Annotated in this window: 20 protein-coding genes; 17 read left to right on the forward strand and 3 right to left on the reverse strand. The window is 61.5% G+C overall.

Features of this window, described 5'->3' with window-relative positions:
• The first annotated feature begins 297 nt into the window (after positions 1-297).
• The 17 genes from tssA to NKI67_RS18195 are packed head-to-tail and all read left to right on the forward strand — an operon-like array spanning position 298 to position 20,423.
• The gene (gene tssA / locus NKI67_RS18115) at positions 298-1,476 is read left to right on the forward strand and encodes a type VI secretion system protein TssA (RefSeq protein WP_352646278.1); all 1,179 of its coding nucleotides are present in this window, start codon (positions 298-300) and stop codon (positions 1,474-1,476) included.
• Between the two features lie 6 nt (positions 1,477-1,482).
• Positions 1,483-2,019 carry a type VI secretion system contractile sheath small subunit gene (gene tssB, locus NKI67_RS18120; RefSeq protein WP_023678574.1) on the forward strand — a complete coding sequence of 179 codons (537 nt, stop codon included), beginning with the start codon at positions 1,483-1,485 and terminating at the stop codon, positions 2,017-2,019.
• Between the two features lie 2 nt (positions 2,020-2,021).
• The gene (gene tssC, locus NKI67_RS18125; RefSeq protein WP_023678575.1) at positions 2,022-3,524 is read left to right on the forward strand and encodes a type VI secretion system contractile sheath large subunit; all 1,503 of its coding nucleotides are present in this window, start codon (positions 2,022-2,024) and stop codon (positions 3,522-3,524) included.
• 46 nt (positions 3,525-3,570) lie between these two features.
• Complete coding sequence (locus NKI67_RS18130; RefSeq protein WP_023678576.1) at positions 3,571-4,032, forward strand: Hcp family type VI secretion system effector; 462 nt, start codon at positions 3,571-3,573, stop codon at positions 4,030-4,032.
• On the forward strand, positions 4,019-4,774 hold the full coding sequence (gene tssE, locus NKI67_RS18135; protein ID WP_352646281.1) for a type VI secretion system baseplate subunit TssE: 756 nt from the start codon (positions 4,019-4,021) through the stop codon (positions 4,772-4,774). Before NKI67_RS18130 ends, tssE begins: the two co-directional genes overlap by 14 nt.
• A 1-nt stretch (position 4,775) precedes the next feature.
• Entirely contained in the window at positions 4,776-6,650 is a 1,875-nt protein-coding gene (gene tssF, locus NKI67_RS18140) for a type VI secretion system baseplate subunit TssF (protein ID WP_352646284.1), read from the forward strand.
• Positions 6,614-7,675, forward strand: a complete 1,062-nt coding sequence (gene tssG, locus NKI67_RS18145; protein ID WP_352646287.1) for a type VI secretion system baseplate subunit TssG — start codon at positions 6,614-6,616, stop codon at positions 7,673-7,675. The genes tssF and tssG overlap by 37 nt, the downstream gene beginning before the upstream one ends.
• Positions 7,672-9,147 (forward strand): type VI secretion system-associated FHA domain protein TagH, encoded by a 1,476-nt coding sequence (gene tagH, locus NKI67_RS18150; RefSeq protein WP_352646289.1) that lies wholly within the window; start codon positions 7,672-7,674, stop codon positions 9,145-9,147. The genes tssG and tagH overlap by 4 nt, the downstream gene beginning before the upstream one ends.
• 3 nt (positions 9,148-9,150) lie before the next feature.
• A complete protein-coding gene (gene tssJ, locus NKI67_RS18155) occupies positions 9,151-9,606 on the forward strand; it encodes a type VI secretion system lipoprotein TssJ (protein WP_352646293.1) in 456 nt (151 codons plus the stop codon).
• A 39-nt stretch (positions 9,607-9,645) separates the two neighbouring features.
• Positions 9,646-10,980 carry a type VI secretion system baseplate subunit TssK gene (gene tssK / locus NKI67_RS18160; RefSeq protein WP_352646296.1) on the forward strand — a complete coding sequence of 445 codons (1,335 nt, stop codon included), beginning with the start codon at positions 9,646-9,648 and terminating at the stop codon, positions 10,978-10,980.
• A 4-nt stretch (positions 10,981-10,984) separates the two neighbouring features.
• Entirely contained in the window at positions 10,985-12,307 is a 1,323-nt protein-coding gene (gene icmH / locus NKI67_RS18165) for a type IVB secretion system protein IcmH/DotU (RefSeq protein WP_352646298.1), read from the forward strand.
• A gap of 1 nt (position 12,308) precedes the next feature.
• On the forward strand, positions 12,309-15,845 hold the full coding sequence (gene tssM / locus NKI67_RS18170; protein ID WP_352646300.1) for a type VI secretion system membrane subunit TssM: 3,537 nt from the start codon (positions 12,309-12,311) through the stop codon (positions 15,843-15,845).
• Entirely contained in the window at positions 15,827-16,372 is a 546-nt protein-coding gene (gene tagF / locus NKI67_RS18175) for a type VI secretion system-associated protein TagF (protein WP_352646302.1), read from the forward strand. The genes tssM and tagF overlap by 19 nt, the downstream gene beginning before the upstream one ends.
• The gene (locus NKI67_RS18180; RefSeq protein WP_352646304.1) at positions 16,372-17,457 is read left to right on the forward strand and encodes a DUF2169 family type VI secretion system accessory protein; all 1,086 of its coding nucleotides are present in this window, start codon (positions 16,372-16,374) and stop codon (positions 17,455-17,457) included. Before tagF ends, NKI67_RS18180 begins: the two co-directional genes overlap by 1 nt.
• Positions 17,454-18,464, forward strand: coding sequence for a hypothetical protein (locus NKI67_RS18185; protein WP_352646306.1), 1,011 nt, complete (start codon positions 17,454-17,456; stop codon positions 18,462-18,464). The genes NKI67_RS18180 and NKI67_RS18185 overlap by 4 nt, the downstream gene beginning before the upstream one ends.
• A gap of 10 nt (positions 18,465-18,474) precedes the next feature.
• Positions 18,475-19,548 (forward strand): PAAR-like domain-containing protein, encoded by a 1,074-nt coding sequence (locus NKI67_RS18190; RefSeq protein ID WP_023678588.1) that lies wholly within the window; start codon positions 18,475-18,477, stop codon positions 19,546-19,548.
• Positions 19,548-20,423, forward strand: coding sequence for a hypothetical protein (locus NKI67_RS18195; RefSeq protein ID WP_352619635.1), 876 nt, complete (start codon positions 19,548-19,550; stop codon positions 20,421-20,423). The genes NKI67_RS18190 and NKI67_RS18195 overlap by 1 nt, the downstream gene beginning before the upstream one ends.
• A 7-nt stretch (positions 20,424-20,430) precedes the next feature.
• On the opposite strand, the gene NKI67_RS18200 is transcribed toward NKI67_RS18195, so the two are convergent.
• Genes NKI67_RS18200 through NKI67_RS18210 form a run of 3 tightly spaced genes read right to left on the reverse strand, consistent with a single transcriptional unit; the run spans position 20,431 to position 24,297 of the window.
• Positions 20,431-21,477, reverse strand: a complete 1,047-nt coding sequence (locus NKI67_RS18200) for a HEAT repeat domain-containing protein (protein ID WP_352646309.1) — start codon at positions 21,475-21,477, stop codon at positions 20,431-20,433.
• A 56-nt stretch (positions 21,478-21,533) separates the two neighbouring features.
• Positions 21,534-21,959, reverse strand: a complete 426-nt coding sequence (locus tag NKI67_RS18205; protein WP_352646311.1) for a DUF6484 domain-containing protein — start codon at positions 21,957-21,959, stop codon at positions 21,534-21,536.
• A gap of 7 nt (positions 21,960-21,966) precedes the next feature.
• Positions 21,967-24,297, reverse strand: coding sequence for a type VI secretion system Vgr family protein (locus tag NKI67_RS18210; protein WP_352646381.1), 2,331 nt, complete (start codon positions 24,295-24,297; stop codon positions 21,967-21,969).
• Positions 24,298-24,577 lie beyond the last annotated feature (280 nt).

The following is a 24,577-nucleotide window of genomic DNA, read 5'->3' on the forward strand; positions in this document are numbered from 1 at the left end:
ATAAGCAGCCGCTTGACAAAGTACAGGATGAACAAAGGTTTCGATCCCCGATTATGCGGGCTCCCATCATTGGCGGAAGATCCTGCGTCGCCGGCTGCAAACAACCACGAACCTGACATCCCAGGCACGACATTTCCGGTCCAGGGCTCGGCAATCACGCCTTTCGGATTCCACAATCAAGACAAGGCTGCATTAGCTTTTGTTAATTTTTTCCGCACTCGCTGAATTGTGGAAAAGCGCAACCGTGTGATAACGTAGGGGCAGGTCGGCCTCAGGGCCGGTGACTGGGGGATCGGTGTGATCGACGTCGCACTCTGGCTTGCTCCGCTCGACGGTGAAAATCCGTCGGGAGAGGATTTGCGTAACGATCCGGCGTTTCACGAACTGGAGCGCCTGACGGAGCCCCAGGTCAAGGTTGTCCATAACGGCAACAACAGGCCGGTCTCGCAAAGCACCATTCCCGTCGACTGGCCAGCAGTGCTCACCAAGGCCGAGGAATTGCGCGCGCGTGGTCGCGACCTGCGCCTGATTGTCATTGTCACACGCGCACTGGCCAACGAACAGGGACTGGCCGGCTTGGCGCAGGGTCTGACGCTTGTTGGGCGGACATTCGACCAGCATTGGGAATCCATGCACCCGGCGCTGCGGCCCAACACGTCGCCTCGCGAGGCCGCCTTGCGCCGCATCAACGCGCTGCTCGATCTTCAAAATGGCCAGGTCGGGCTGCTGGCCAACCTGCGTCAAATGACTTTCTTTGCGCCACGCTCGATCGGGCCGATCAGCGGACGCGACCTGGAACACGCTGCACTCGACGACCGCGTCATGCTGCAAGAAGCAGCGTCAGGATTGAATGCGGCCGAAAAGGCAGCGCTTGTCAGTGCGCACGGACAACTGTTGAACCGGGTTCGTGCCGGGTGCGCGGCACAGGCGGATCAAGCCAATGAGGAAATGCAGTCGCTCATCGCCGATGCGCGCGCGGCGGTCGCGGCACTGGATACGGTCGAGACAGCCCTCAATGCTCGCCTTGAAGGCAGCGGCGGGACCACCATTCCGGAATTAAAACGGTTCCTGCAGCGTTTGCTGACAACCCTCGAGCGCAACTCGGCTGCCGGCGCGATGGCGAATGGCTCGGCAAAGCCGTCCCCTTCGCCTGCAGAACCGGTAATGCCTGCCCGAAACGGTCATGGAGCCGATACAATGGCAAGTGTGGCTAGCTACGCGGACTCGAGCACCGGACTCCCCGACCGGATTTCTTCGCGCGACGACGTGGTGAAATGCCTGGACCTCGTCGTCGCCTTCTATGACCGTACCGAACCGTCGAGCCCGATTCCCCACCTCGCCCGCCGTGTGCGCCGGATGGTGCATATGGATTTTGTTGAACTGATGGAAGACCTCGCCCCGTCGGGACTGAAGGAGTTCCGGCTTCTTGCCGGCGTTCCCGATGCCAAGAAGACGGCTCAGAAGGATGAAAGGTAGCAAGCAATGCCAGCCGAAAGCAAAGCCAAGGTCATCGAACGAAATCGCGCGCCGCGGGTGCAGATCGCCTATGACGTGGAAACCTATGGCAGTCCAACGACAATCGAGCTGCCGTTTGTCATGGCCGTCATGGCCGATCTTTCGGGGGCTTCGCAGACGAAGGAAGCGGCCAAGTCGGTGCTGGACCGCTCGTTGGTCGAGACCGATGCGAACCGGTTTCCGCGTTTCATGGAGGCACTTGGACCACGCGTGAAAGCCCGCGTGAAGAATACGCTGCCACAGGCTGAAGGCGCCGAGCGGGACGAGGAGCTGGCGCTCGACCTTACCTTCACCAAGATGGGCGATTTTGCGCCGGACAAGATTGCCGAGCAGGTGCCCCAATTGGCCGAAATCCTCAAGATGCGCCGCCAACTCGAGGAACTTCTCGGCTTCATGGACGGGCGCGTCGACGCCGAAAAGCGCATTGCGCAACTGCTGAACAATGAACCGCTTCTTGGCCAGATCGCCAGCCAGGCACTGGCGGACGACAAGGCAGGGGAATGACCATGGCCGAACAGCAAAAAACCGCCGCCGTCGCCGAGGCGGAAACCATCGATCTTGGAGAATTCAGCGGGCTCCTCGAGAAGGATTTCAAGGTCAAGAAGGACGACAGCGAAAAGCTGCAGCAATTGGTGCGCAATCTCGCACTTGCAGCGCAGACACGTTCCGATACCACGACCATATCGTCGAATGCGATCAAGTCGATCAAGTCGCTGATTGCCGGAATCGACAAGATGCTTTCCGAACAGGTCAACGAGATCCTGCACGCGCCGGAAGTGCGCGAAATGGAGGGCACATGGCGTGGCCTGTGGTATCTCGTAAACAATACCGAGACGGATCAGAAGCTGAAGATCCGGGTGATGAACATCTCCAAGGAGCAGCTGGCCGACACGCTTGAGGATTATGAGGGCCAGATGTGGGATCAGAGCCCGATCTTCAAGAAAGTCTACACGGACGAGTATTCGATGCTTGGCGGCGAGCCGATCGGCTGTGTGATCGGTGCCTACGAATTCTCCAACCACCCGCGCGACGTCGGTCTGCTGCGCAACATCTCCGGCGTCTGCGCCTCAGCGCACACGCCTTTTATCGCAGCTGCCTCGCCTCGCCTGTTCCGCATGGATAGCTGGCAGGAATTGCCGAATCCGCAGGACCTGCAGCAGATCGTCTCCAACCCCGCCTATGCCTCCTGGCAGTCGCTGCGCGAGAGCGAGGATGCACGCTACATCGGCCTGACCATGCCTCGCGTTCTGGCGCGGCTGCCCTATGGTACCGATACCGTTCCGGTGAAGGGCTTCACCTTCGAGGAGGAGGTGCATGGCGACCACAACAAATATGTCTGGATGAACGCTGCCTTCCCGATGGGCGTGAACATAAACCGCAGCCACAAGCTCTATGGCTGGGGTACGCAGATCCGCGGCGTCGAAAATGGCGGCACGGTCCTCAACCTGCCCGTGCACAGCTTCCCGACCGATGATGGCTCGATAGCGATGAAATGTCCGACGGAGGTCGCCATCGACGACCGGCGCGAGGCGGAGCTGGCCAAGCTCGGCCTGATGCCCATCCTGCATCGAAAGAACACCGATCTCGCCGCCTTCATTGGCGCCCATTCGCTGCAGGACGACGAGACAAGGGCGGGACGGCTGGTCGACCCCGATGCGCAGGCCAACGAGCGGCTGAGCGCCAACCTGCCCTACCTTTTCCCGGTCTCGCGCTTTGCCCACTACCTCAAGGCGATCGCGCGCGACAAGGTCGGTTCGTTCAAGGAGCGCTCCGACATGCAGATCTGGCTGACCGAATGGATCAACCGGTATGTGCTGGCCAACCCGGCCTTTGCCGACGACAAGGCGCGCGCCAAGCGCCCGCTCGCCGCCGCCGAGGTTCAGGTGGACAGCGTGGAGGGACGCCCAGGCTACTACAATGCCCGCTTCTATCTGCGCCCGCATTATCAGCTGGAGGGTATCAATGCCTCGCTCCGGCTGGTTTCGGAACTTCCGTCCGTAAAGACTTGATTTGCAGCAACAACATCTCGGTTTTTGAAAGCGGTGGAGAAAGACAATGCCCACAAATACGAAGATTGATGGCTTTCTAAAGGTTCCGGATATCAAAGGTCCAAGCACTCGTGATGGCCATGAGGACGAAATCGAAATCCATGGCGTCGATTACAAGATGATCGCACCCTATGATCCAAACTCGCTCTCGCGCCGCGGTCGTGTGTCCTTGGGTATGATCAAGTTCACCAAGCATTATGACAAGTCCTCGCCCTACCTGAAAAAGGCGCTGTTCGAAAACAAGGCCCTGGACGAAGTCGTGTTTTCGGCACGGCGGACCATTGATGGCGAGACCAAGGATTACCTGGTCGTCACACTCACCGACGCCTCGATCATGGAATACGACATGTCGCAGGCCGAGGATGAGGAGGACCTGATCGAGGAAGAGGTCAGCTTTGCCTACAAGAAAATAAAGTTCGTCTACGACGACAACGACGAAATCGAAATGGATGTCTATGTCGGCAAGTGAGGCCCGGCGGCCCGGCGCGGACAAGTCGCTGGGTAGCGGCAGCTCGCGAGCAAAGCGCGAAGCCGTCCAGCCCTCTCTATGGGACCGCCTCGTAAACGATCTGCCGGGTATGACCTCCGAGATAGACGGGCTGCGCCAGGCACTGCAGGACGAGCTTGGCGCGGAGCGGCTGGACAATCTTGTTGCGGCCAGCGCGCGGCTCATCGACGCCGACGCGGAGTTGACGGCCGACCAGAAGCGGCGTCTGCATCGCCTGGCCTTTCAGAGCCAGCACCGCGCTGAAATCGAAAGCCGCGGCGTGGTGGTGTCGGCGCGTGTGCTCAAGGAAGCCGTGCGGCGCGATGTCGAGGCTTTGTTCAATACCGAGCGCTTCGAGGCCGTTCCGCTTCTTTCCGACCTTGAAAGCGAACAGGCCACGGACAACCCACCTTCGCTCGCCGATTTTCCGGAGGTGCGTCGCAGCGTCGTCAATTACGGAGTGCCTTCCTTCTCGGGCCGTTCTTCCCGCGACTTTGATCGCGAGGCCCTTGCGCGCGAGATCCGCTCGGTGCTTGCCACCTTCGAGCCGCGTCTCAAGGACAGTACAACAAAGGTTGCGGTAACCCTTGGCGACAAAACCGTGGGCCTGAAGATCGAGATAGATGCGGTGTTGATCATGACGCCCACGCCCGAACGCATGCGCCTGCGCACCACGATCAATCTCGATAACGGCTTGGCTCGGACCGAATTTAGGGAAGCCTGAGATGGACCGGGTCTTCGTAGAATATTACGAGGAGGAACTGACCCATATCCGCGCGCTCGCGGCAGAATTTGCCGACATGCATCCCGCGGTGGCGCGCAACCTTTCACTCGATACGGTCCCCTGTCCGGACCCTTACGTCGAGCGGCTGCTTGACGGCGTTGCTTTCTTGGCCGCGCGGACCCGACTCAAGGTCGATGCGGAACGCTCGCGTTTCTCGCGCGCCGTCCTTGATGTTCTCTATCCCGATCTTGTCACGCCGGCGCCGGCAACGGCCGTGGTGGTGTTCAAACCCGGCCAGCAGGTCCAGACAATGATTGGGGGCCATGTCGTCAAACGCAATACGCGTCTGGTTTCCAGCCTCCAGCCAGGCCTGTCGACGCGTTGCACGTTCACCACCGCCCAGGACACCACGCTGTGGCCGATTGCCATCACCTCGGTCGGCTATTTTCAGGATCGCAGCGCCTTGGCTGCAGCCGGCATCGCGCGGATCGGCGGTGTGGATGGCGAGGCGGCGCTTCGCATCACGCTGGCTCGGACCGGAAAAGGCAAGCTCGACGAACTGTCGCTCGACCGGCTTGATCTCTACTTTTCCGCGCGCACCAAGGCACCACTGCTTTTCGACGCGATTTTCGGCGCCTGCGCGGCCGTTGGTGCACGGCCGGAAGGCAAGGCCAACCCGATATCGCCGTTGCCGGTACCTGAAATGGTCGGCATCAACGATGACGAGGCGCTGATGCCTCGTACACGTCCGACCTTCGAAGGGTACCGTCTTCTGCGCGAATATTTCATGATGCCGGAGCGCTTTCATTATGCTCGGGTTTCGGGATTGCAGCCCATCGTGCGCACATGCACAGCCGAACTCGAGATCATCTTCATCTTCAGGCGTCCGGTGCCTGAAGTTGCCGATGTGACGGCGGCCGATTTTGAACTTTTCGCAACGCCGATCATCAATCTGTTCGAACGTGAGTGCAACGTCGTCGAGCTCGATCCACGCAAGACGCGGCAGGTGCTGCATGCCGACCGCACGAGAGCGCGGGACTTCGAAATCTATCGGGTTATCCGCGTCGAGGACGCCGACAGCGAGGGGAGCGACGCCGCAATCCCGGAGCTCTTCAGCCTGGGACAGAACCGCGGCAGCGGTTGGGTTTATTCCACCGAACGGCGCCCACGCCGCCCGACGGAGGAGGAACGGCGCGACGGCCTCACCCGTACTTCATACACGGGCGACGACGTTTTCCTGGCGATTTCGCGTCCCGCGGAAAGTCCTCCGAACCGGCCGCTGAAGCGCGTCGACGTCGTGGCGCTCTGCACCAACCGCGATCTGCCGATTCTTGACGACAACCCTACCTTGACTCTGGAAGCCGGCGATCCGGTCGAGACGATCCGGCTTCTCGGCGCATTGCGCCCGCCTCGCCCAGCCATCCCCGCAGCGCTGCCGGCGGGCGCGGCGGGTGAATCGCGAGCCGACAATCTCGCCTGGCGGCTTGTAGCGCAGCTCGCGCTCAACTTTCTAAGCCTTGCAAAGGAAGGTCGCGGCGTCGATCCGCTGCATGCGCTGCTTGAGCTTTACGCTGACAGGGGAGACCCGAGCCTCGCCCGCAATGTGCACTCGATCGTGCGCATCGACTCCCGGTCAGTCATCGAACGGCTGCAGATCGATGGGCCGATGTGCTTCGGACGAGGCACGGAGGTGACATTGCATGTCGATCAATCGGTTCTGGCGGGGCAAAGTACCTTGCTGCTTTCGGCCTTGCTGGCACGGCTGTTTGCCCGTCATGCCGGAATAAATGGCTTTGTGCGAACCCGCACATGGCTGCTGCAGAAGCAGGAGGATGTGCCATGGCCGATGACGCCCGGCAATCGCTACCTGATGTAGACAAGCCTGGCCGGTCCGAAGAGCTGTCGGATGCATTCGACTTCTTCGAGTTGTTGCGGCGACTCGAACGAAGAGGCGGGCTGTTCGGCTATTCCGGCCCGCCGGAGCGCGAGCCCTCGCGGCTCGGGCAGCATGTCCGTCTAAGCTTTTTCGCCAAGGACTTGGCAGAATTCCGCGAAGCGACTGACAAAGCGCCCGCTCGGGTCACGGTCGCAAACATTGGTCTGATGGGACCTGAAGGTCCGATGCCCCTGCATTTGACGCGCTGGGTACTCGATCGCCTGTCGCAACGCTGGTTCACCGGCGCCGATGCGCAGCAGACCAGCGACACGACGTTCATGGACTTCGTCAACATTCTTCAGAACCGCATGATTGCGCTGTATTACAGGGCGTGGGCGGATGCGCATCCGGCGGTTCAGGTCGAGCGCCCGGTAGGTGGGCGCGTTCGCGCCATGCTTGAAGCCATGGCGGGAATAGGGCTTCCCGGCACCCACAACCCCGAACTGGACGCAGTGAAGCTGCGCCAGGCCGCTTCGCTTGCCAATCAGGTCGACGGCCCCGAGCGGCTGACGCTGTTCCTGGCTGAGGCGTTCAAGGTGCCGGTCCAGATCAGGGAGTTCATCGCTGCCTGGATGACCATACCAGCCGCGCTCCAGACCCGCGTTGGCAAAGCCTACGCAGGGCTCGGTCGGGGAGCGACGATCGGTCCGCGCGTCTTCAACCGTCAAAGCAGGATCGAGCTCCGCGTCGGCCCGCTGGGCTATGAGGAGTTCAAGGCGTTCCTGCCGGGCGGTCAACGCCTCAAATTGTTCAAGCAAGCCGTTAGCGACATGGTCGGCGCATCGCTCGACGTCGATCTGCGCATCGTGCTGGCGCGCGATGCCGTTCCGCCGCCGCGTATTGGAACCGTGCAACTCGCCCGGACCGCGTGGCTTGCGCGGCCCGCTGAAAGGGGCGATGCTGACGACATGCGGCTGCGGACATTAGTCGGCTGGCGGCAGGAAGGGGCGGAGGTCGCGGCATGAGTCTGCTGCTGACGCTGGAGCAAGGGCCACGCACCCAGGCGGTACGGCAGACCCGGCTTGACGAGGGGGAACTGGTGATCGGCCGCAGCGCGGACGCCGGCTGGCAGATCGACGATCCCGACATGTTCGTTTCACGCGCCCATTGCAGGATCACTGGTGGGCGCGACGGATATTTCGTCACCGATACGTCGAGCAGCGGATTGTTCATAGACGACTCCGACAGCCCGCTCGGCGCAGGCAAGTCGACGCGTCTTCGCAATGGCATGCGGCTGAGATTGGGCGATTACATCGTGCATGTCGATCTGCAGACGTCGAGTGCCCAAGCCACAACAGCAGCCGCAGCGCCGGTTCCGGAGCGCTCACCGCCGGCGTCGCGGGCGCCGGTCAGCATCGGCCGTGACGATTTCTTTTCAGCCGCCGTGGAAGAAGAGCCGCAGCGGCCACGTCCAGCCGAGCTGCCGAACCCGTTCGAGCAGCCGATCCCGGGTGCGTTCGAACGCGCCAATTCCAGACAGCGCAGCTCGCCTGCTTTCGACGACCCGTTCAGCCTCGATCCGATCGCAACACCAGTATCCAAAGGCACCGCAAACTATCCAGAACCAGCCAGCGCACCCAAACAGACAGACCCATTTGGCCTCGAGTCGGTGTCGTTCCCCAACGGCGCTACGGAGCCTGCGACGGCAAAGCTGCCGGAATTCAACGACGACTTCGGTTTTGGTCCAGCCGCAGCGCCCAACCCGGGAAGCGGCGCCAGCTCAACCGGGCAGCGCGAGCGCGACGCCCAGCCACTGCAAGCGGCCAATCCCTGGGACGTGCCCGTGCGAGGGGCAGATGCCCCTCCCCCAATACGGGCAGGCGCAGCCGCCAGCCCCGCCCGCCAGCCGCCTGCGAGGCAGCACGCCGACATGGCGCTTCGCACCGCATTCCTGCGCGGTATGGGTGTCGCGGAAGCCGATTTTCCCGGGCGCGACGCCGTCGCCGAGATGGAAAAGTTCGGCCGCGAATACCGGCTTATGATGGAAGGATTGATGCAGCTGCTGCGCAAGCGTGCCGAAGAAAAGGGAAATGCCCGCGTTGCCCAGACAATGGTCGGAGCCTCCGAGGTCAATCCACTCAAGTTTCTGCCGACGGTCGACGACGCAATCGTGACGCTCATCGCCGAACGCAGCCCCGGATTTCTCGCCGGCGAAGCGGCTATCGCGGATGCGGTTCGCGATCTGGCACAGCATCACGTGCGCGCCTGGCGCGGCGTGCAGGCTGCCTTGCGGCGGATGGTCGACCGTTTTGAGCCGGCAGCCATCGAAGAAGAGCTGAAATCGAGTTCCGCGATCGGCACGCTGTTGTCGGGCGGGCGCGGCGCCAAGCTGTGGGAGCTCTACCAGAAACGCCATCGTGAAATCGCCGAGAGCGCGGAAAAGAGCTTTCTCGGCGAAATCGGCGCCGATTTTCGGGATGCATATGAGGAGGAGTAAGACATGATCGATCGACGCGAATTTATCGTTGCCTTGGGTGCGACCGGGCTGCTTACGGCCTGTCAAAGCGCCGGGCCGCCAAAACCGTCGGTCATCACCGTGAAGCTGACAGGAGCGGCCGGCATGAACCCTGGACCAGGCGGCGGCGACCGGCCAGTGACGGTGCTTGTCACGCGGCTGCGCAGCACCGGTAAGTTCAACTCCGCCGACTACTTTGCCTTGCAGGGGGATGCCGGCTCGGCACTGGCAGGCGATCTCATCGGGTCCGACCAGATTGCCGTCGGGCCTGGAAAAACCGCGACCAAGACCATTACAGTTGAACCGGATGCGACGGCCCTGGGCTTCGTTGCACTCATCCGTGAGCCTGGCGGGCGAAACTGGCGGACGACCAAATCGGTTTCGCCCGGATCAGACTTTACGATCAATGTCACACTCGGCAGCGGCGGCATTTCCGCCTGACGGCCAAGGCAAGGGGAGCTCGATTGAGAGAGTAGCCGGATGAGCGATGCAAACAGGGTGCTGTGGTCCGAGGGCCTTTTTCTGCGGACCCAGCATTTCCAGCAGCAGGATCGTTTCTTCGAGGCGACTGTGCGCGGCGCGTTGCAGGCCGGCCAGCTGCATACGTTCGGCTTTCAGCAATTGACCCTGGATAAGGCATTGCTCGATGCCGGCCAGATCTCGATCCTGTCTGCACGAGGCATTTTCCCGGACGGAACTCCCTTCTCCATTCCGGATCTGATGGACGCGCCGCGTCCGCTGCCGGTCACCCCGGATACAGGCGCCGGCCCGGTGCTGGTCGCCTTGCCGCTCGAGCCGGCCGGCGGCGTCGGCTTCGATCCGGCGCATGCGCCGCAAAGCGGTGCGCGCTATCATGGACGGATCGTTTCGGTGCGCGATGCCGTCCAGGGCGGTTCAGACCCCGAAGAAATCGAAATCGCCCGGCCGCAATCGCTGTTGCTTGCACCCGGCAAATCGGTCGGCGGCTATACCGCCCTGCCGATAGCCGACATCAAGGGGGTTCGTGCCGATGGCGGCGTTTCGCTGGACGAGACGTTCCTGCCACCGGCATTGGTTACCGGTGCAGTGGCCTGGTACCGGCAACTGCTTCTGGAAGTCGTCACAGGCCTCGACCAGATCGCCGAGGCGCATGGCAAGATGGTCATGGGCGGGCCAGGGCGCAGCGTCGAAGACCTGTTGATGCTCAACCTCGCCAACGCGGCGCGTCCGCGACTGGCCCATATGCTGGCGCAGGATGTCTTCCATCCGGCCGAACTTTACCTGGAACTGGCCGGGCTTGCCGGCTCGATGGCGACCTACGGCTCGAGCGCGCGGCGACTGGGCGAGCTGCCGGCTTACGATCACATAGCGCCCGGCCCACCGTTTTCGGCGCTGGCGGATGCATTGCGCTCACTGATCCTGAGCCTGCGCTACATCGAGCCGAAATCGCGCGCGCTGCCCGTCATGCGCCATTCGACCAATGTTTGGAAAATCCGCATCGACAATCCGAAGCTGCTGGTGGCCAGCCGGATCGTCATCCGGGTCGGTTCGGAACTCTCGGAGGACGCGCTGCGCAAGATATTCGTCAACCAGGCGACCGTGGGCTCGGCCGATGAGTTCGAGGGCCTATGGAAGTCCCGCCTGCCCGGCATCCCGCTGAAACCGCTTCATTCGCAACCGCGCGAGATTCCTTACGACGGCGATCGGCTGTGCCTTGAGCTCGACCAGAAAAGCGAGCACTGGGCATCGCTGCTCGGTGCCCCAGGCTTCGTCATTGGCGTTTCGGGTGTGCTGCCGAGCGAACCGCAGGTGGACTGCTATTCGGTGAACAGGTGAAACCATGAGCCGGGATGATCCTTTCGGACTGTCGGAGGATCGCGAACGCACTCGCATCAGGCTGACCGGCACGCCGATGCCGCGACCCATGGCGGCATCCTTGCCGGGCGGGCCGGTAAAACGCTCGCGCACCCACCCGAACGGCCTTGTCAACGCCTTCGCGCCCCTGCTCGAGTTTGCGCCTGAGCTTGAAAGCGCGCTGCCACCGGAGAATCCGGAAGTGTTACGCACCCGGCTGCTCGAAGAACTGGTTCGGGCACGCGACACGGCAATGGCGGCGGGGTCGTCGATGGAGCGGGCCGATCAGGCAGCCTGGGTGGTGGCGGCCTTGCTCGACGATCTCGCCCTGAACACGCCCTGGGGCGGGGCCAGCGCATGGCCGCGTCAGCCGCTTGTGGTCATGTTGCGCGGCGACGTCGACGCCGGCACGCAGTTCTTCACACGGCTCGACGAACTGGAACGCCATCCGAACCGCGATCGCGAATTGCTGGAACTCCAGTATGACTGCCTGGCACTGGGTTTTCGCGGCAAGTATCGCGTGCCCGGCCGGTCGGGCGATCGCTCGCTCAATGCCGTTCGTGTGGCCGCGGCACGTTTCCTGCGCGATGCCGACGCCGAGAATGCACCGCTGTCGCCGAACTGGAAAGGCGTCATCGCATCCGACGAGCCACAGCGCTTCATCGTTCCGATCTGGGTGATGGCCCTGGCCGCGGCGGTCGTCGCCACCGCGACCTATGTCGGGCTCTCGATGGGACTAAGCAGCCAGGCGGTTGAGCTTTCAGCGCTGGTCCGCGCCTTGCCGCCGCCGACCCGTGGCGACATCAGCCGCGTGTCGCCGACGGTCGATGTCCCGCCGCCGGAGACTGTGGATTTTGCACTACTGCCCGAATTTGAGGCCGGGGCGCCGGGCAATCTCAGATCGGCTCTCAGCGGCACGGAGAGCGTTTCGCTGGCCAAGCTGGTCATCCAGGCCTCCAACCCCGAACTGTTCCAGTCGTCGCGGCCAACACTGACGGAAGGATTCGAGCCGCTGATCGACTCGATCGCCAAGGTGATCCTCGCCAATCGTGACCTGATCGGCAACATCACTGTGGTCGGACATACGGACGGGGTGCCTCTGCAAAGAACCAATCCGCTGTCGACCAACCAGCGACTGTCAGAGGCTCGCGCCCAGACCATTGCCGACATGCTGGTACAAAACGGAGTGCCGCAGGAACGCGTCCGTTCCGAGGGCCGGGCAGCCACGGATCCAGTGGCCGATGACGGCACGCGCGAGGGCCGGGCCCTGAACCGGCGCGTTGAGGTGCTGGTCGAAAAGAGGCTGTGAGATGTTCATCCTGCGCTTCCTCTGGGCCGTCCTGACATCGCGCTGGCTGTGGACACTGATTGGCATCGCGCTGCTTTGCTTTGTGATCTGGGTATTCGGGCCGATCGTCAGGGTCGGACCCTACGACCCTTTCGCCTCCGACAATGTGCGCATCGTCATCATCGCGCTGCTGGTCATCTTCTGGCTGATCTGGCTGATCGCCGCCCAGCGTCGGGCGATCCGTGCCAACCGTATGTTCGTCGCCGAAATCGCCGCGCCGGCGGTAGAGAAGCCACTCAGCCCCGGCGAAGAGAATGTCGCTGCCGTCGGAGCCAAGTTCGGCGAGGTCATGGCCGAGTTGAAGCGCCGCAAACTGGGCGGTCGCAAGTTCCTGCGCGAGATGCCCTGGTACGTGATCGTCGGACCGCCGGCCACCGGCAAGACCACGGCCTTGCGCCAGTCGGGGTTGAATTTTCCGATCGACCTGACCGACGACCTGCAAGGGGTCGGCGGCACGCGCAATTGCGACTGGTTCTTTTCGGAGAGTGCGGTTCTGATCGACACTGCAGGCCGCTATGTCCAACAGGAGAGCCAACCCGACGTCGACGCAGTGGAGTGGCTGGGCTTCCTCGACCTTTTGAAGAAGCACCGGGGCCGTCGCGCGCTCAACGGTGTGATCGTCGCGCTTTCGATCGATGTGCTTTCGGAGGGCGACGACGCCATCAAGGCGCATGGCCGCAAGATCCGCCGTCGGCTGGCCGAGCTCAACGACCGCCTCGAAATCCGCCTTCCGGTCTATCTGATGCTGACCAAAGCCGACCTGATCAAGGGGTTCGAGGCTTTCTTCGGCGGTTTGTCGACGGCTGCGCGCGAGCAGGTCTGGGGGACTACGTTCGCACTCGACGCGCATGTCGATGCAAAGACCATCGAGCGGGAAATCGCGACGTTAGCAACCGAGCTCGAGCGGCGGCTGGTGCCCCGGCTGGAGGACGAAGACAAGCTTGCTGCCCGCGCCGAAATCTTCAGGTTTCCCGCCCAACTCGCCAGCCTGTCCGAGCCGATCCAGGTACTGATCGAGGCGATGTTCGGCGAAAGCCGGTATGAGGAGGCCGCCTGGCTGCGTGGCCTTTATCTGACGTCGGCGACCCAGGAAGGGGCGCCCATCGATCGGCTGACCGCAGCGCTGTCTGCCTCCTTCGGCCTTCCGCCGCGCCGGGCGTTGGCCGCGCCGCGTGTTGAAAAACGCAGCTTCTTCCTAAAGAACCTGCTCACAGAAGTCATCTTCAAGGAAGCCGGCCTAGGCACCTTCGATCCGCTGGCGCAACGCCGCCGCGCCTGGATCTGGCGTGGCGCGGCCGCCGCATGTGCCGCAGCCGCCCTGCTGGTCAGCGGCTTATTCACCTGGTCCTATTACGACAACCGCAACGCGATCACGGCCCAGGCAAGCCAGTTCGAGGCGCTGCAAACGCCACTGACCTCGGCCGCGGCAAACCCGGCATCCGTAGAACAGCCTGCGATCGATGGCGCCCTCAGTGCGATGGATGAGGTCGCAAATGCCCGCACCCCGCCGCCTGGCGCGGCACAGGATTTGCTGGGGCCATCAGCCTCGGCGGAACTGGTGCGGGCACAGACCGACACTTACGACCATGCTTTGCGCAACGTTCTCGAGCCGCACATGGTGGCGCTGCTCGAGGCGACGATGTGGCGGCAGATCCGCGATCCGGACTTCATGCTTGGCGCGCTGAAGACGTATCGCATGATGACCGGCCTTTCTCAGATGGATCCAGACTTCGCCCAGAGCTGGTGGGTCAACAGTCTGCCTGAATTCGCCGCGGCTGCCCCCTTTCCGACAGCTGACGCCGAAGAGCACCAGCTTGCCGCGATCCGTCGCATGGCGGTTGACGCCAGTTATATCGCTCCGGACCAGGCGCTGGTTGCGGAGGCACTGAAAACCGTCTGCACGATTTCCTTGCCGGCGCGTGCTTATAAGCAGTTGCTGGCGGACCCGGCTGTGACCGCGCTAAAGGAATGGGTTCCCGCGAACTTCGCCGGCCCCAACGGCGCCAAGGTCTTTGCGCGTCGCTCCGACAAGACGCTTAGGGTCGGCATTTCGGGAGCGTTTACCTATGCCGGCTTCCATGACGCCATCCTTGACCGGGTCGAGGATGTGGCTGCCCAGGCCGCACTCGACCGGGCGGTGTTCGCCGGCGGTTGCTCGGAAAATTCCGAAACCTCGGTGTCAGCGCTGTCAGAAGATATTCTGAAGCTTTATTACGACGACTACATCGCGCAATGGGACAGCTTCCTGCGCGACATGAGGCTTGCGCCATTGACCGATCTCAACGTCGCCAGTGAGAACCTCAAGGATCTTTCAAGCGCCGACTCCGCGCTGAAGCGCCTGGTTACCGCGGTGGTCCAGGAGACCGAGCTTACGCGATCCGATGAAGCGCCGGCAAACGACAAGGCCGCGGCGGCAGGTGGCTCGAAACTGCTCGGCAAGCTGGGCAAGCTTGGCAAGATCGTAAAAACCGGAGCAAAGCTTTTGCCGCGTGCCGGCTCCGCCGACGAGGTGGATCTTACCGGCAGTCTGGTGGCCGAGCACTTCAAGCCGCTCAAGGGTGCCATCGCCGAGGTCGACGGCCAGCCGCCGGCGCTCGACGCCGCGATTGTCGCGCTCACCGCACTGTCCAACGTGCTGCAGACGGTGACGGCCAATCCCGATCCTCAGGACGCCATCAAGAAGCAGGGCGGCCTCGCCGAACTGACTGGAGCGGTTGCCAGACAGGCGCAGATCCTGCCCGACCCGATCGACGATTGGTTGGGCGGCATTGCCGGCGATACCAGCGGCCTGACGCAGAAGGCGGTCACCTCGGAGCTCAACGCCATCTGGCGCGCCGACATCCTGCCGTTCTGCCAGGCAGCACTCAACAACCGCTATCCTTTCAGCCCGGACAGCGCCGTCGACGTCAATGTCCGCGACTTCGCCCGTCTGTTCGGACCGGCAGGGCTGATCGACACCTTCATCAACGACCATCTGATCAGCTATGTCGACACGTCGGCGCAGCCATGGAAATGGCGCGCCGATTTCGGCCTCGACCCGTCGGCACTGGCCGCGTTCGAACAGGCAAGGCGGATCCGCGATGATCTCTTTCCCGGCGGTACAGGCCCGCTGATGAGCTTCACGCTCGAACCGAAGGACCTGTCGCCCAATGTTGCGCGCGTGACGCTCAACCTCGATGGCCAGAACCTCGTCTATTATAACAATGCAACGAGGCCGCAGCCGATGACATGGCCCGGCAAGGACGGCACAGGGGTCATCTCGCTTGCCTTCCAGCCGATCGATGGCTCGCCCGAAATCTTGCTCAACGAGACCGGCAGCTGGGCGTGGCTGAGAATGTTGCGCAGCGGTCGCTTCACCGGCACCTCGCTGTCGGACGTCTACAGCCTGCGCCTGGGCACCAAAGCCATGTACGCCGATTTCCAACTCAAGGCCGCCAGCGTCGAAAACCCTTACAACCTGCAAATGTTCAAGAAATTCTCATGTCCGCCGCAGATATGATCCTGCCCGGCTTTTACGGCAAAATGCCCGCCACCGGCGATTTCGTGACGCGGCGGCTGCCGGGAGATTTTGTTCGCGCCTGGGACCGCTGGCTGGCGCAGCATGTCGTCCCGCTTATTGGCTCGGAATCCTGGCCGCGCGGCACGGCGCTGCGGTTCCTGAGCGGTCCGGAATTTCTTGGCGCATCGGCAGGCGTCATCGTGCAGAGCGCCGACAGAGTTGGCAGGCAGTTCCCGTTGAGTGTCGTCGCGCAGCTTTCCAAGGCTCCCGTCGAGCTTGCCTATGCCGATGCATGGTTTGGTGAGATCGAAATCGTGGCCATCGCCGCCCAAGGCGGCGACCTGACGCCGGATGAATTGGAGGGCGCGCTGGCTGCGTTGCCAGTACCGCAGGTTGAACCGGGCGAAGAGCTCATCGGCGGTGTGGTCATGTGGACGGCTGGTTCCGACATTTTCGACATTGATCCGTTGTCGCCGCAAGCCGCGCTGGAGCAAATCTTTGCCGCCAGTTGGGAGAGGCAAGTCTGATGTTCGTCAGCCAGAACACGACACCGTTTCTCGCCGAGACCTTTCCTTACCAGGATAAGGATTGCGTGAAACATTGTGTGGCTGTCATTCGTGCCACGTTCGATGTCGATCCCGACGGAAACTGCACGCCCAGCAAGGAGCAGTCGCCTTTCGTCTATGCTGATACTCACTATGGCGATCCGGAGGTCACCTCCATTCGCGTCGAGACCGACTTTGCGCCCGTCAAGCCGAAATGCGAGGTTCTGCTCGATGCGATGGCCGTCGCCCCGCAGGGGAGGCAGGTGGAAGCTATCGACGTGCGCCTGGTTGGGCCGGGACTGGACAAGCGCGCGATAGTCACCGGACAGAGACGCTGGTTCCGAGGCGGGCTCGGTATCCAAGCTTCGCGGCCGACGCCGTTCGTTTCAATACCGCTTGCGTGGCACCTTGCCTTCGGCGGCACCGACCGCACCGATCCCGATCCAGCGAAGCACTGCAGCGACGCGGTCAACCCGATCGGCAGCGGCTACCTTGTCGGCCAGAGTAATGTCGATGGCACGCTGCTGCCCAGCGTCGAGCACCCGCAATCGCGAATGCGCATCTGGAACGACCGACCGCGCGCCATCGGCTTCGGGCCGGTGCCGCGCTTTGCCAAGGAGCGCGCGCGCTATGCCGGCACCTATGACAAGCACTGGATGGAGAACGTCCTGCCCTTCCTGCCCCAAGATTTTGACGACCGGTACTTTCAGGCGGCGCCCCAGGACCAATGGTTGGACAAGCTTGGCGAAGGCATGATCTTCGGCTGCCTCGGCATGAACGAAAGCGGCAAGTTCAAGGTGAAGCTGCCAGCGATGTCAGTTGCGGTACGGTTCATGTTCCATGACAGGACCGAGCACAAGGTGGTGGCGCCGGATACGCTGACCATGCTGCCGCATGAGGGGAGGATAGTGCTGGTCGGACGAGCAAGCACAAAGCTGCCTCGGAAGTTTGTGAAACTGCTCCAGGTCCAGGTGGGAAAGGAGCGGGAGCCGATCTTTCTCAAGCCTCATTACGCTGGGCTGAAGGAGGCTGTGGCGGCCTTGGCCGGGATGCGGAAAAAAAGATGACGGCGATTTCCTGTGTCAGTCTTGTCTGCCCTGTCGGCTATACGCCCGAAAGTGCTGCCGCCGCCATGCGGGCGAGTATCTCGGTATTCCAGGAGTTGTTGTATCGGGACATCAATGGGCAGCCGCTTCGCGGAGCCAGGGTCGAGGCTGTTCCGGCTGAAACGCGGGGCCGGAGCCGTCTCACGGCTCTGGCCCGACTCGCTGTCGAGCATATCGATGAAAAGATTGCGGCCTTGCTTCCCTGGGGCGAGATGCCGTTCCTCCTGTGTACGCGCGACGCCGGCATGCCCGGCGCCCGCATAAATGGCATTCTGTCCGGGCTTGAGGTGCGCGGAGGGGAGCCATTAGTGGGATCGCGCACATTCCAGATCACCCATGGCCAAATCTCGGCTTTTGTTGCGATAGAACAGGCGCGCAAGCTGTTGAACGAGCGCAATGCGGAAGCCTGCCTCATCATGGCGATCGACAGCCTGATCGACGCTCGCTCGCTCAGCTGGCTCGACAGCCGCATGCGATTGAAGACGAGCCAAGTGACGGACGGCCTCATCCCCGGTGAGGCGGCCTGCATTCTGGTCGTCAGCAAACGTCCGATCCTTGAGGGGGCCTTGCGATTGCGAGGGCTGGGCCTGGCCATCGAAACGGCAACCGCCGGCAACGAGGAGCCGTTCCGAGCGGATGGTCTCAGCGCCGCGCTGAAAGCCGCACTTCGCGAGGCGGGCGTCCATCTGCACGAAGTTGCTTTCCGCATCAGCGATGTCGGGGGCGAGTCTTACGCATTCGAGGAATTGGTGCTGGCGCAAATGCGCAACATGCGTAAGACGCGTCCGGAACAACCGCTGTGGCACGCGGCGGACTGTATGGGCGATTGCGGATCGGCGGCTGGCCTGATCCAGTTCGCCTGGGCCGAGCAGGCCTTCAGGCGCGCCTATGCGCCTGGCGACCTCGCCGCACTGCACGGCAGTTCGATGTCCTTCGGCGGTCGTGCCGCCGCTGTGGTCTCAGCATGAGGACCGTCAGATGACAAAGAATGTCTTTGCCGGAAAGTGGGAAATTGCAGCCGAGAACGGGATGAACAAATCAATCGCACGCTTCCCCGACGTGTGCATGTCGCCACCGTCGCCACCAGCCGGGCCGATTCCGATCCCGTACCCAAACACCTCGTTTTCGAACACACTCAAATCAGGCTCATCAACGGTAAAGATCGGCGGCAAAGGCGCGGCATTGGCACAGAGGTCGTATTACAAGGAATCCGTTCTGGGAAATGAAGCCGCGACACGGACTTTCGGGGCAGCCGTGATCACCCATCAGATCACAGGCAAGACCTACTTCCAATCGTGGTGCATGGACGTCAAATATGAGGGCAAGAACGTTTGTCGCCACTTGGACATTACCACCAGCAATCATGCATCCGACCCTCCCTCGACGCCTCCAGCCCCAGCGCCGGAGACGCAGACTTTCGCCGAGTCCGAAGCCCTCTGGGACGAAGACAAATGTCCATGTTGCCACGAGCCTCTGCACGAATGGCAAAAGGACGAGAACGACAAAAAGTTTCCATTGATGAAGGAAAGCGACTTCTGGGCAAAGAGACACAGCGAGCTTCCTGCTACTAACGACAAACAGATCAAGGTGCGCGAGCGCTTCAAGAAGAAGATGGATGACATGCTGGCCGCCAAGGCGAAGGCGCGGGCAGAAAGCGCGGCAGGCGGTGATGGCTGTCCGAATGTCCACAAGACGGAAGACGGACCATGCGCCCTCTATTTTGACGTGCCACGCGGTGCTAAATCCAGATACACCAGCCCGCGAACCCCAGGAACGCGTGTGGAAAGACAGGCGAGGAGTGGTCGAAACCATTTCGACGACAACGGACTGAAGGATGCCGCTGTGAAGAAATGGACAGAAGCGAACACGAAGCCAGGTCAACCTCCGCCTGATTTTAAAGGAAAGACGATGCACCACAAAACGCCGATGATGGGAGGCGGATGTGCAACCGCAAACAACGTGTTGCCAGACCAATATTTGAAGGCTTCCTCTGGGGACTGTCAGGACATCGAAGCTTGGCAAAAAGACCTCGAACATCTGACGACGAATTGATGCCTGAGACACACATCAATCCCCACATCTATGATGGATTTCATGTGGATGCATCCCTGGGCGATGAGTTTGATCCAATTTCTGCAATTCATAGCGAAGATCCATGGACGGCCTACTTAGGTATCCTGAGGGCATGCAAGTCAGGGAATTTTCGCGAGATTGGTCGACTACCTCCTCTGATGACAAAGACGGAGGGATATTTTTTCTGGCGAGCTAGCACTGAAATCATCGGCTATGCCGGCAGCTGGAAAACAATCTCGGGCGCTTTCTCGTACTTCACGCCGCGAATGTCGAATTCTGATTTCCAGTACTTCTTTGCCTCGGCATTGGGCGCATCCTGCAGCCTCAAGGCGGTAACACCGCTACTGCAACTGCATCAGGAGGCGGAAGACGAAGAGGCACGGCACCAGATCGAAAACCACCTCGCCTATTTGCTGGAAGAGGAGGACGGCCCCGTCTGGGACGGCGCCTCGCAGACCCTTGATGTTCCAGACGATGATAATGAGCCACTGCGATTTGTCGTCGACCGGGTGTCATACTTTGACGTGGTCCAAAAAGCTTTCCGAGATGTTGCCGCTACTCAATCGTCAGATACTACCCCAATCTATGAAGGCAAGACGTACGATGTGATTCAGCTTTCCCACAGATTGCTGGACAGGTTGCGATCAGACGACCGCCAATTTGGCCGCATCAATCGTGAACGGGTCGCCTTCGAGGCCGCTACTGGCCTCGATACTCGCTCATTCTACACCGAAAATGGCACTCTCTTGCGCTTGCCGGCCGCGGCAATCATTGAAGACTTTCTCGACAGCGGCGACGTCAACCGTTTCCGTGCGGGACAGCGCTATTTCTTTGGCCACCCAATTCCTGAATGATACTTCCCTACCGACGGGCAATCGGCCTGGTTTCGGCTGTGGCAGGGACGTTCATACCTGCCCATTCCGACACCTTGTCGGCCAGTGACAAAGTAACGGTGCGGTCCGCGAAAAATGTCGCGAACGGTTTGCCGAGTTCGACCGGATCCCCTGTGAACAGCTTGCTTTCTTCCCGAGCTTCAGGAAAGAGTTCCAGGAACGAGGCTTTGGCCATCAGCGCCAGGGCCGGCTCCTTCATCCGCTCGACCAGCCAGCCCAGCGCCGACTTGTCTCCCAGCATGCCAATTCCACGCACGGCCATGGCAGCGGTGGAGGGCGATTTCATCAGACCACCCATCCAGGTGCGAACGTCGTTTTCGGGTCCGGCTTTGACCAGCGCACGCATGGCGACCACCGCGTCAGTGCCGCCAGCGGTTGCGATTCTCGCGAGTTCCTGCCGCGCGAGATCGCCAGCCCCCAATTCGACGAGCGCCCATGAGGCCCATAGCCGGACGGGCCCGTCTTCGTGATCAAGCGCAGCTTGGATCTCCCGTTCCAAATCGAAGCACCGGAGCTGGCCCGCAAGACGCAAGGCAGCGGCACGCACTTTTGAATCGTGGTCTTTGATCAGCCGGGCCAAAGTTTGGCCCGGGTTAACGTTGTGTGCGAGACATGACGAAATGGCGAGGAACCGGATCAAGGCATCCTGGCCCCCGATCCAATTGCGCACATACGGGCCAATGGTCGCAGGTTTGTGCGATGCCAGCGCGCCGACCAGACCCTTGGCATCATCGGCCGCCAATCGTGCGAACTCGACCGCCTGTTCCACCCTTTTGCCATCATCCAGTTCCAGTGCCATCCATGCGAAGGCGAAGAGCTCTCCCTTCTCCGGAAAATTCTCGTACTGCTCGCTCAACAGCGGCCACGCGGCGGCGCCCGCGATTCGGAGTCCGTCGAGATTTATCTCCAAGCGTTCGTCGATCTCAGCGACGACCTTGGCATCGGGGGGATCCTCGGCGGACCAGCTGTCACGCTGCGCCCAAAGAAAGGCGACGAGTTCCGCGTGCTGGCGCACGACCTCCCTCGCAATGCGAAGCGGGCGTGCCCCTTCTGTATTCGACGAGGTCCGCATCAGTTCAGGTTGATCGAGCCGCCGCGAATGCGCTGCGCACCACTGGCATGGCTGGTGATCTGAGCACCACGAATGGTGATGCGGCCGTCTGCTTCCATCAGGATCGTCGCCTTGCCACATCGCAGTTCAAGGCGGTCCGCGGCGGTGACCTGCACGCGCTGTTCATCCCGGATCACCGGCAGAGCCATTTTGGCGCGGTCAGGCTCAACAATGCGGCCAACGATCAGAGGTTTGCGCGGGTCGCCTTCCTGAAACAGCAGGGCCACCTCACAGCCAATCATGTCCGACGACAATTCGCACAGGCTGCGAGCAGGCAATGCCGTCTTCTCCGGATTGCCAGGAAAAACGACTAAGGGGGACTCCTCTCCGAAACCCAGGAAGGCGCCGATCACCACGCCCTCGATCTTGTGCCTGACATTGCTCATCGTGCCCTCAATTCTCGTTGATCTTCGAGCCCTTGATGATCACATCACTCGACGCCTTGATGTTGATCGTGCCCGAGCCCTTCACGGTAATATCCTTGCCCTCGATGATGATCGTGCCGTCTTTCTTCATCACGATCTGCGCGCTACCCGACTTCAGCGTGATGCTGTCCTTGGCGTCGAGCGTGAAGTTCTTGCCGACGTCGATAACGCCGCTCTCGCCGATGTCGATCTTACTCCCTTTGGCGATCTTGAGCAGATGCCCGCCACCAACGTCGGTGCTGTCGTTCGACTTGATATTGGCGACGCGGGAGGCGCCGATATCCGTGGCCTGCGAGGCTGCGATCGCCACAGTCTGTCCCGCACCGATGCTGATGCCCTGATCGGCGCCGATGGTCCAGGTATCACTCGTGCCTATGCTGTGCGTCTGGCTAATGCCCACGCTGACCGACCTTGTCGCGCCGATCGTGTTTGTTTGCGCCGCGCCTACGGTTCGCACCTCCGCGGCGCCGACCGTATCGATACGGGCGGCCCCCACCGTGATCGTCTGGACAATTCCCACCGTCTGCGAATGGTTGGCGTCGATGTTTTCCGTCGAATTCGCCACAACGTGGATGGTCTCGTTGGATCCGACTGTCAGTGACCGGTTCGCACCCACCGTCTCGGTGTCGTTCGAGCCGATGTTTGTTGTCTGGTCTACGCCGACCTTCACTGTTTTGTTATTGCCGACGTCCTCGTCTAGGTTGTGACCAACCGAGTGCTTAGCGTCGTGGTCGATACGGTCCGACTGGTCGTGCTGGACCAGCTTGTTGCGGTTGTGCTTGATCAGAAGGTGATGGTCCTTCTGCGCCTGGAAATTGACCAGCTCGGAGCCGGCCTTGTCCTCGAACATCAGTTCGTTGTAGCCGCCGCCACCTTTCGATGAATCGGATTTCCATCCGGATTGTGTGGCGTTGCCGGGAAGTCCGTAGGGCGGCATCTGCGCGGCGTTGTAGACCCTGCCGGTAATGATCGGAAGGTCGGGATCGCCTTCGATGAAGTCGACGATGACCTCCTGCCCGATGCGCGGTATCTGGATAAAACCCCAGCCGCTTCCGGCCCAGGTCTGCGAAACCCGCACGAAGCAGGAACTGTTCTGGTCCTTTTTGCCCAGCCGGTCCCAATGAAACTGGACCTTCACCCGCGCATATTTGTCGGTGAATATCTCCTCGCCGGACGGACCGACCACCGTGGCCGTCTGGGGACCGCGCATGATTGGCCATGTCGTGACTCGCGGCGGACGATAGGGCAAGGCCGTGGGTGCCACGCCAAGGACCACCTTGAAGTTCTCGCTCTCGACATCCGCATGGGCTCTGTAGCCCGGGTCGAACAGTCTGTATTCGGCGCTCACCACCAGATACTCTCGGTTCTGGTCTTCGCGCGGGAAGCCGTCCAGCTTGAAAGTGCAGCCTGAATACAGGCCGCGCACGGTTCCAACAGCGGCGATGCGCTGGTGCACCGCCTGGATTTCCTCGCGCCGGATCGCCGCTAGGGTGTCGCCGCGGCCCACTTCCAGATGCGCGCCGGGCTGCCGGTAATTCTCCCCCGCGGCCAGCTTGTGACTGAACGGCTGGGCCGATTTGGCCATCAGGTCGGCGCCCGGTTTCCTGAAATCATAATCGGTATGGACATAGGAGCCCGGCCGCACCGAGCTGCCCGGGATCCATTCGGTGATATATTCGACATCACGCCGGGAGCCCTGCCCCTCAAAGTGGTAAGGCACTTTTTCATAGCCCGGCGCTGGCTTCAGCTTGCCCATCGCATCGGCCAGCACAAGAGTGTGCTTGCCCTCGCCATGCTCGAAGAAATACAAGATGCCTTCATGCTCGAGCAGCCGCTGCACGAAGTCGAGATCGCTCTCGTCGTACTGGACGCAGTACTCGCGCGGCGGATAGGACCCTTGCAGGCGCTTCTCGAATCTTGCCGTGCTGTATTTCGAAAATACCTCTTCGACGATTTCGATGACGCTCATGTTCTGGAAAATGCGGCAGTCGGTCGTATTGCCGAGAAACCAGAGCCATGGCCGGACGACTGCTTCGTAATAGGCCAGCCGATCCTCGATCCGGGTGAGGCGAAAGTCCGACACGATGCCGCTGAACCAGCGCTGGGGGTCGGCTTCACCTTCGATGGAGACGGGGCCACCCAGCATTTTCAGCGGATCAATATCGGGGCTGGGGCTTACGAACCCGACCGTATAGGCCAGACAACGACTGATCTCATCTCGCCCGACGAGATGTGTGAAGGTCAACAGCTCAGCGCCAACTGGCGTTTGCACCACCGTGGCACGTTGTTCAATCGGCATGGGTCGTGCCCCTCCTCGGCCTGGCCGCCAGCGTGGTGGATTCGAAATCCAAATCAGGAACTCGAAATCACATCTAACCTCGATGAGTGCCAGTCCATGTCGAGCGTAACACATGTTGTTGTGCTGGCCAAAGAGGACCATGAAGCGCCGCCCGGCCCTGCGCTACCAAGAATTCGCTCGCTGCGTTGCGCCAAACGTTATGCGAATTTGGGGTTAGCCACGCTAAAAACATGGAGTATCGTGTCGGCAAGGCCGCCAGCGATCACACAGGCGATTTTCG

The organism is Mesorhizobium sp. M0408 (genome assembly GCF_040321495.1).
Classification (GTDB): Bacteria; Pseudomonadota; Alphaproteobacteria; order Rhizobiales; family Rhizobiaceae; genus Mesorhizobium.

Excerpts from the sequence above, each read along its gene's own strand:
- tssB (WP_023678574.1), top strand. The coding sequence starts at position 1,483 with ATGCCAGCCGAAAGCAAAGCCAAGGTCATCGAACGAAATCGCGCGCCG.
- tssC (WP_023678575.1), top strand. The coding sequence starts at position 2,022 with ATGGCCGAACAGCAAAAAACCGCCGCCGTCGCCGAGGCGGAAACCATC.
- NKI67_RS18130 (WP_023678576.1), top strand. The coding sequence starts at position 3,571 with ATGCCCACAAATACGAAGATTGATGGCTTTCTAAAGGTTCCGGATATC.
- tssE (WP_352646281.1), top strand. The coding sequence starts at position 4,019 with ATGTCGGCAAGTGAGGCCCGGCGGCCCGGCGCGGACAAGTCGCTGGGT.
- tssF (WP_352646284.1), top strand. The coding sequence starts at position 4,776 with ATGGACCGGGTCTTCGTAGAATATTACGAGGAGGAACTGACCCATATC.
- tssG (WP_352646287.1), top strand. The coding sequence starts at position 6,614 with ATGGCCGATGACGCCCGGCAATCGCTACCTGATGTAGACAAGCCTGGC.
- tagH (WP_352646289.1), top strand. The coding sequence starts at position 7,672 with ATGAGTCTGCTGCTGACGCTGGAGCAAGGGCCACGCACCCAGGCGGTA.
- tssJ (WP_352646293.1), top strand. The coding sequence starts at position 9,151 with ATGATCGATCGACGCGAATTTATCGTTGCCTTGGGTGCGACCGGGCTG.
- tssK (WP_352646296.1), top strand. The coding sequence starts at position 9,646 with ATGAGCGATGCAAACAGGGTGCTGTGGTCCGAGGGCCTTTTTCTGCGG.
- icmH (WP_352646298.1), top strand. The coding sequence starts at position 10,985 with ATGAGCCGGGATGATCCTTTCGGACTGTCGGAGGATCGCGAACGCACT.
- tssM (WP_352646300.1), top strand. The coding sequence starts at position 12,309 with ATGTTCATCCTGCGCTTCCTCTGGGCCGTCCTGACATCGCGCTGGCTG.
- tagF (WP_352646302.1), top strand. The coding sequence starts at position 15,827 with ATGTCCGCCGCAGATATGATCCTGCCCGGCTTTTACGGCAAAATGCCC.
- NKI67_RS18180 (WP_352646304.1), top strand. The coding sequence starts at position 16,372 with ATGTTCGTCAGCCAGAACACGACACCGTTTCTCGCCGAGACCTTTCCT.
- NKI67_RS18185 (WP_352646306.1), top strand. The coding sequence starts at position 17,454 with ATGACGGCGATTTCCTGTGTCAGTCTTGTCTGCCCTGTCGGCTATACG.
- NKI67_RS18190 (WP_023678588.1), top strand. The coding sequence starts at position 18,475 with ATGACAAAGAATGTCTTTGCCGGAAAGTGGGAAATTGCAGCCGAGAAC.
- NKI67_RS18195 (WP_352619635.1), top strand. The coding sequence starts at position 19,548 with ATGCCTGAGACACACATCAATCCCCACATCTATGATGGATTTCATGTG.
- NKI67_RS18205 (WP_352646311.1), bottom strand. The coding sequence starts at position 21,959 with ATGAGCAATGTCAGGCACAAGATCGAGGGCGTGGTGATCGGCGCCTTC.
- NKI67_RS18210 (WP_352646381.1), bottom strand. The coding sequence starts at position 24,297 with ATGCCGATTGAACAACGTGCCACGGTGGTGCAAACGCCAGTTGGCGCT.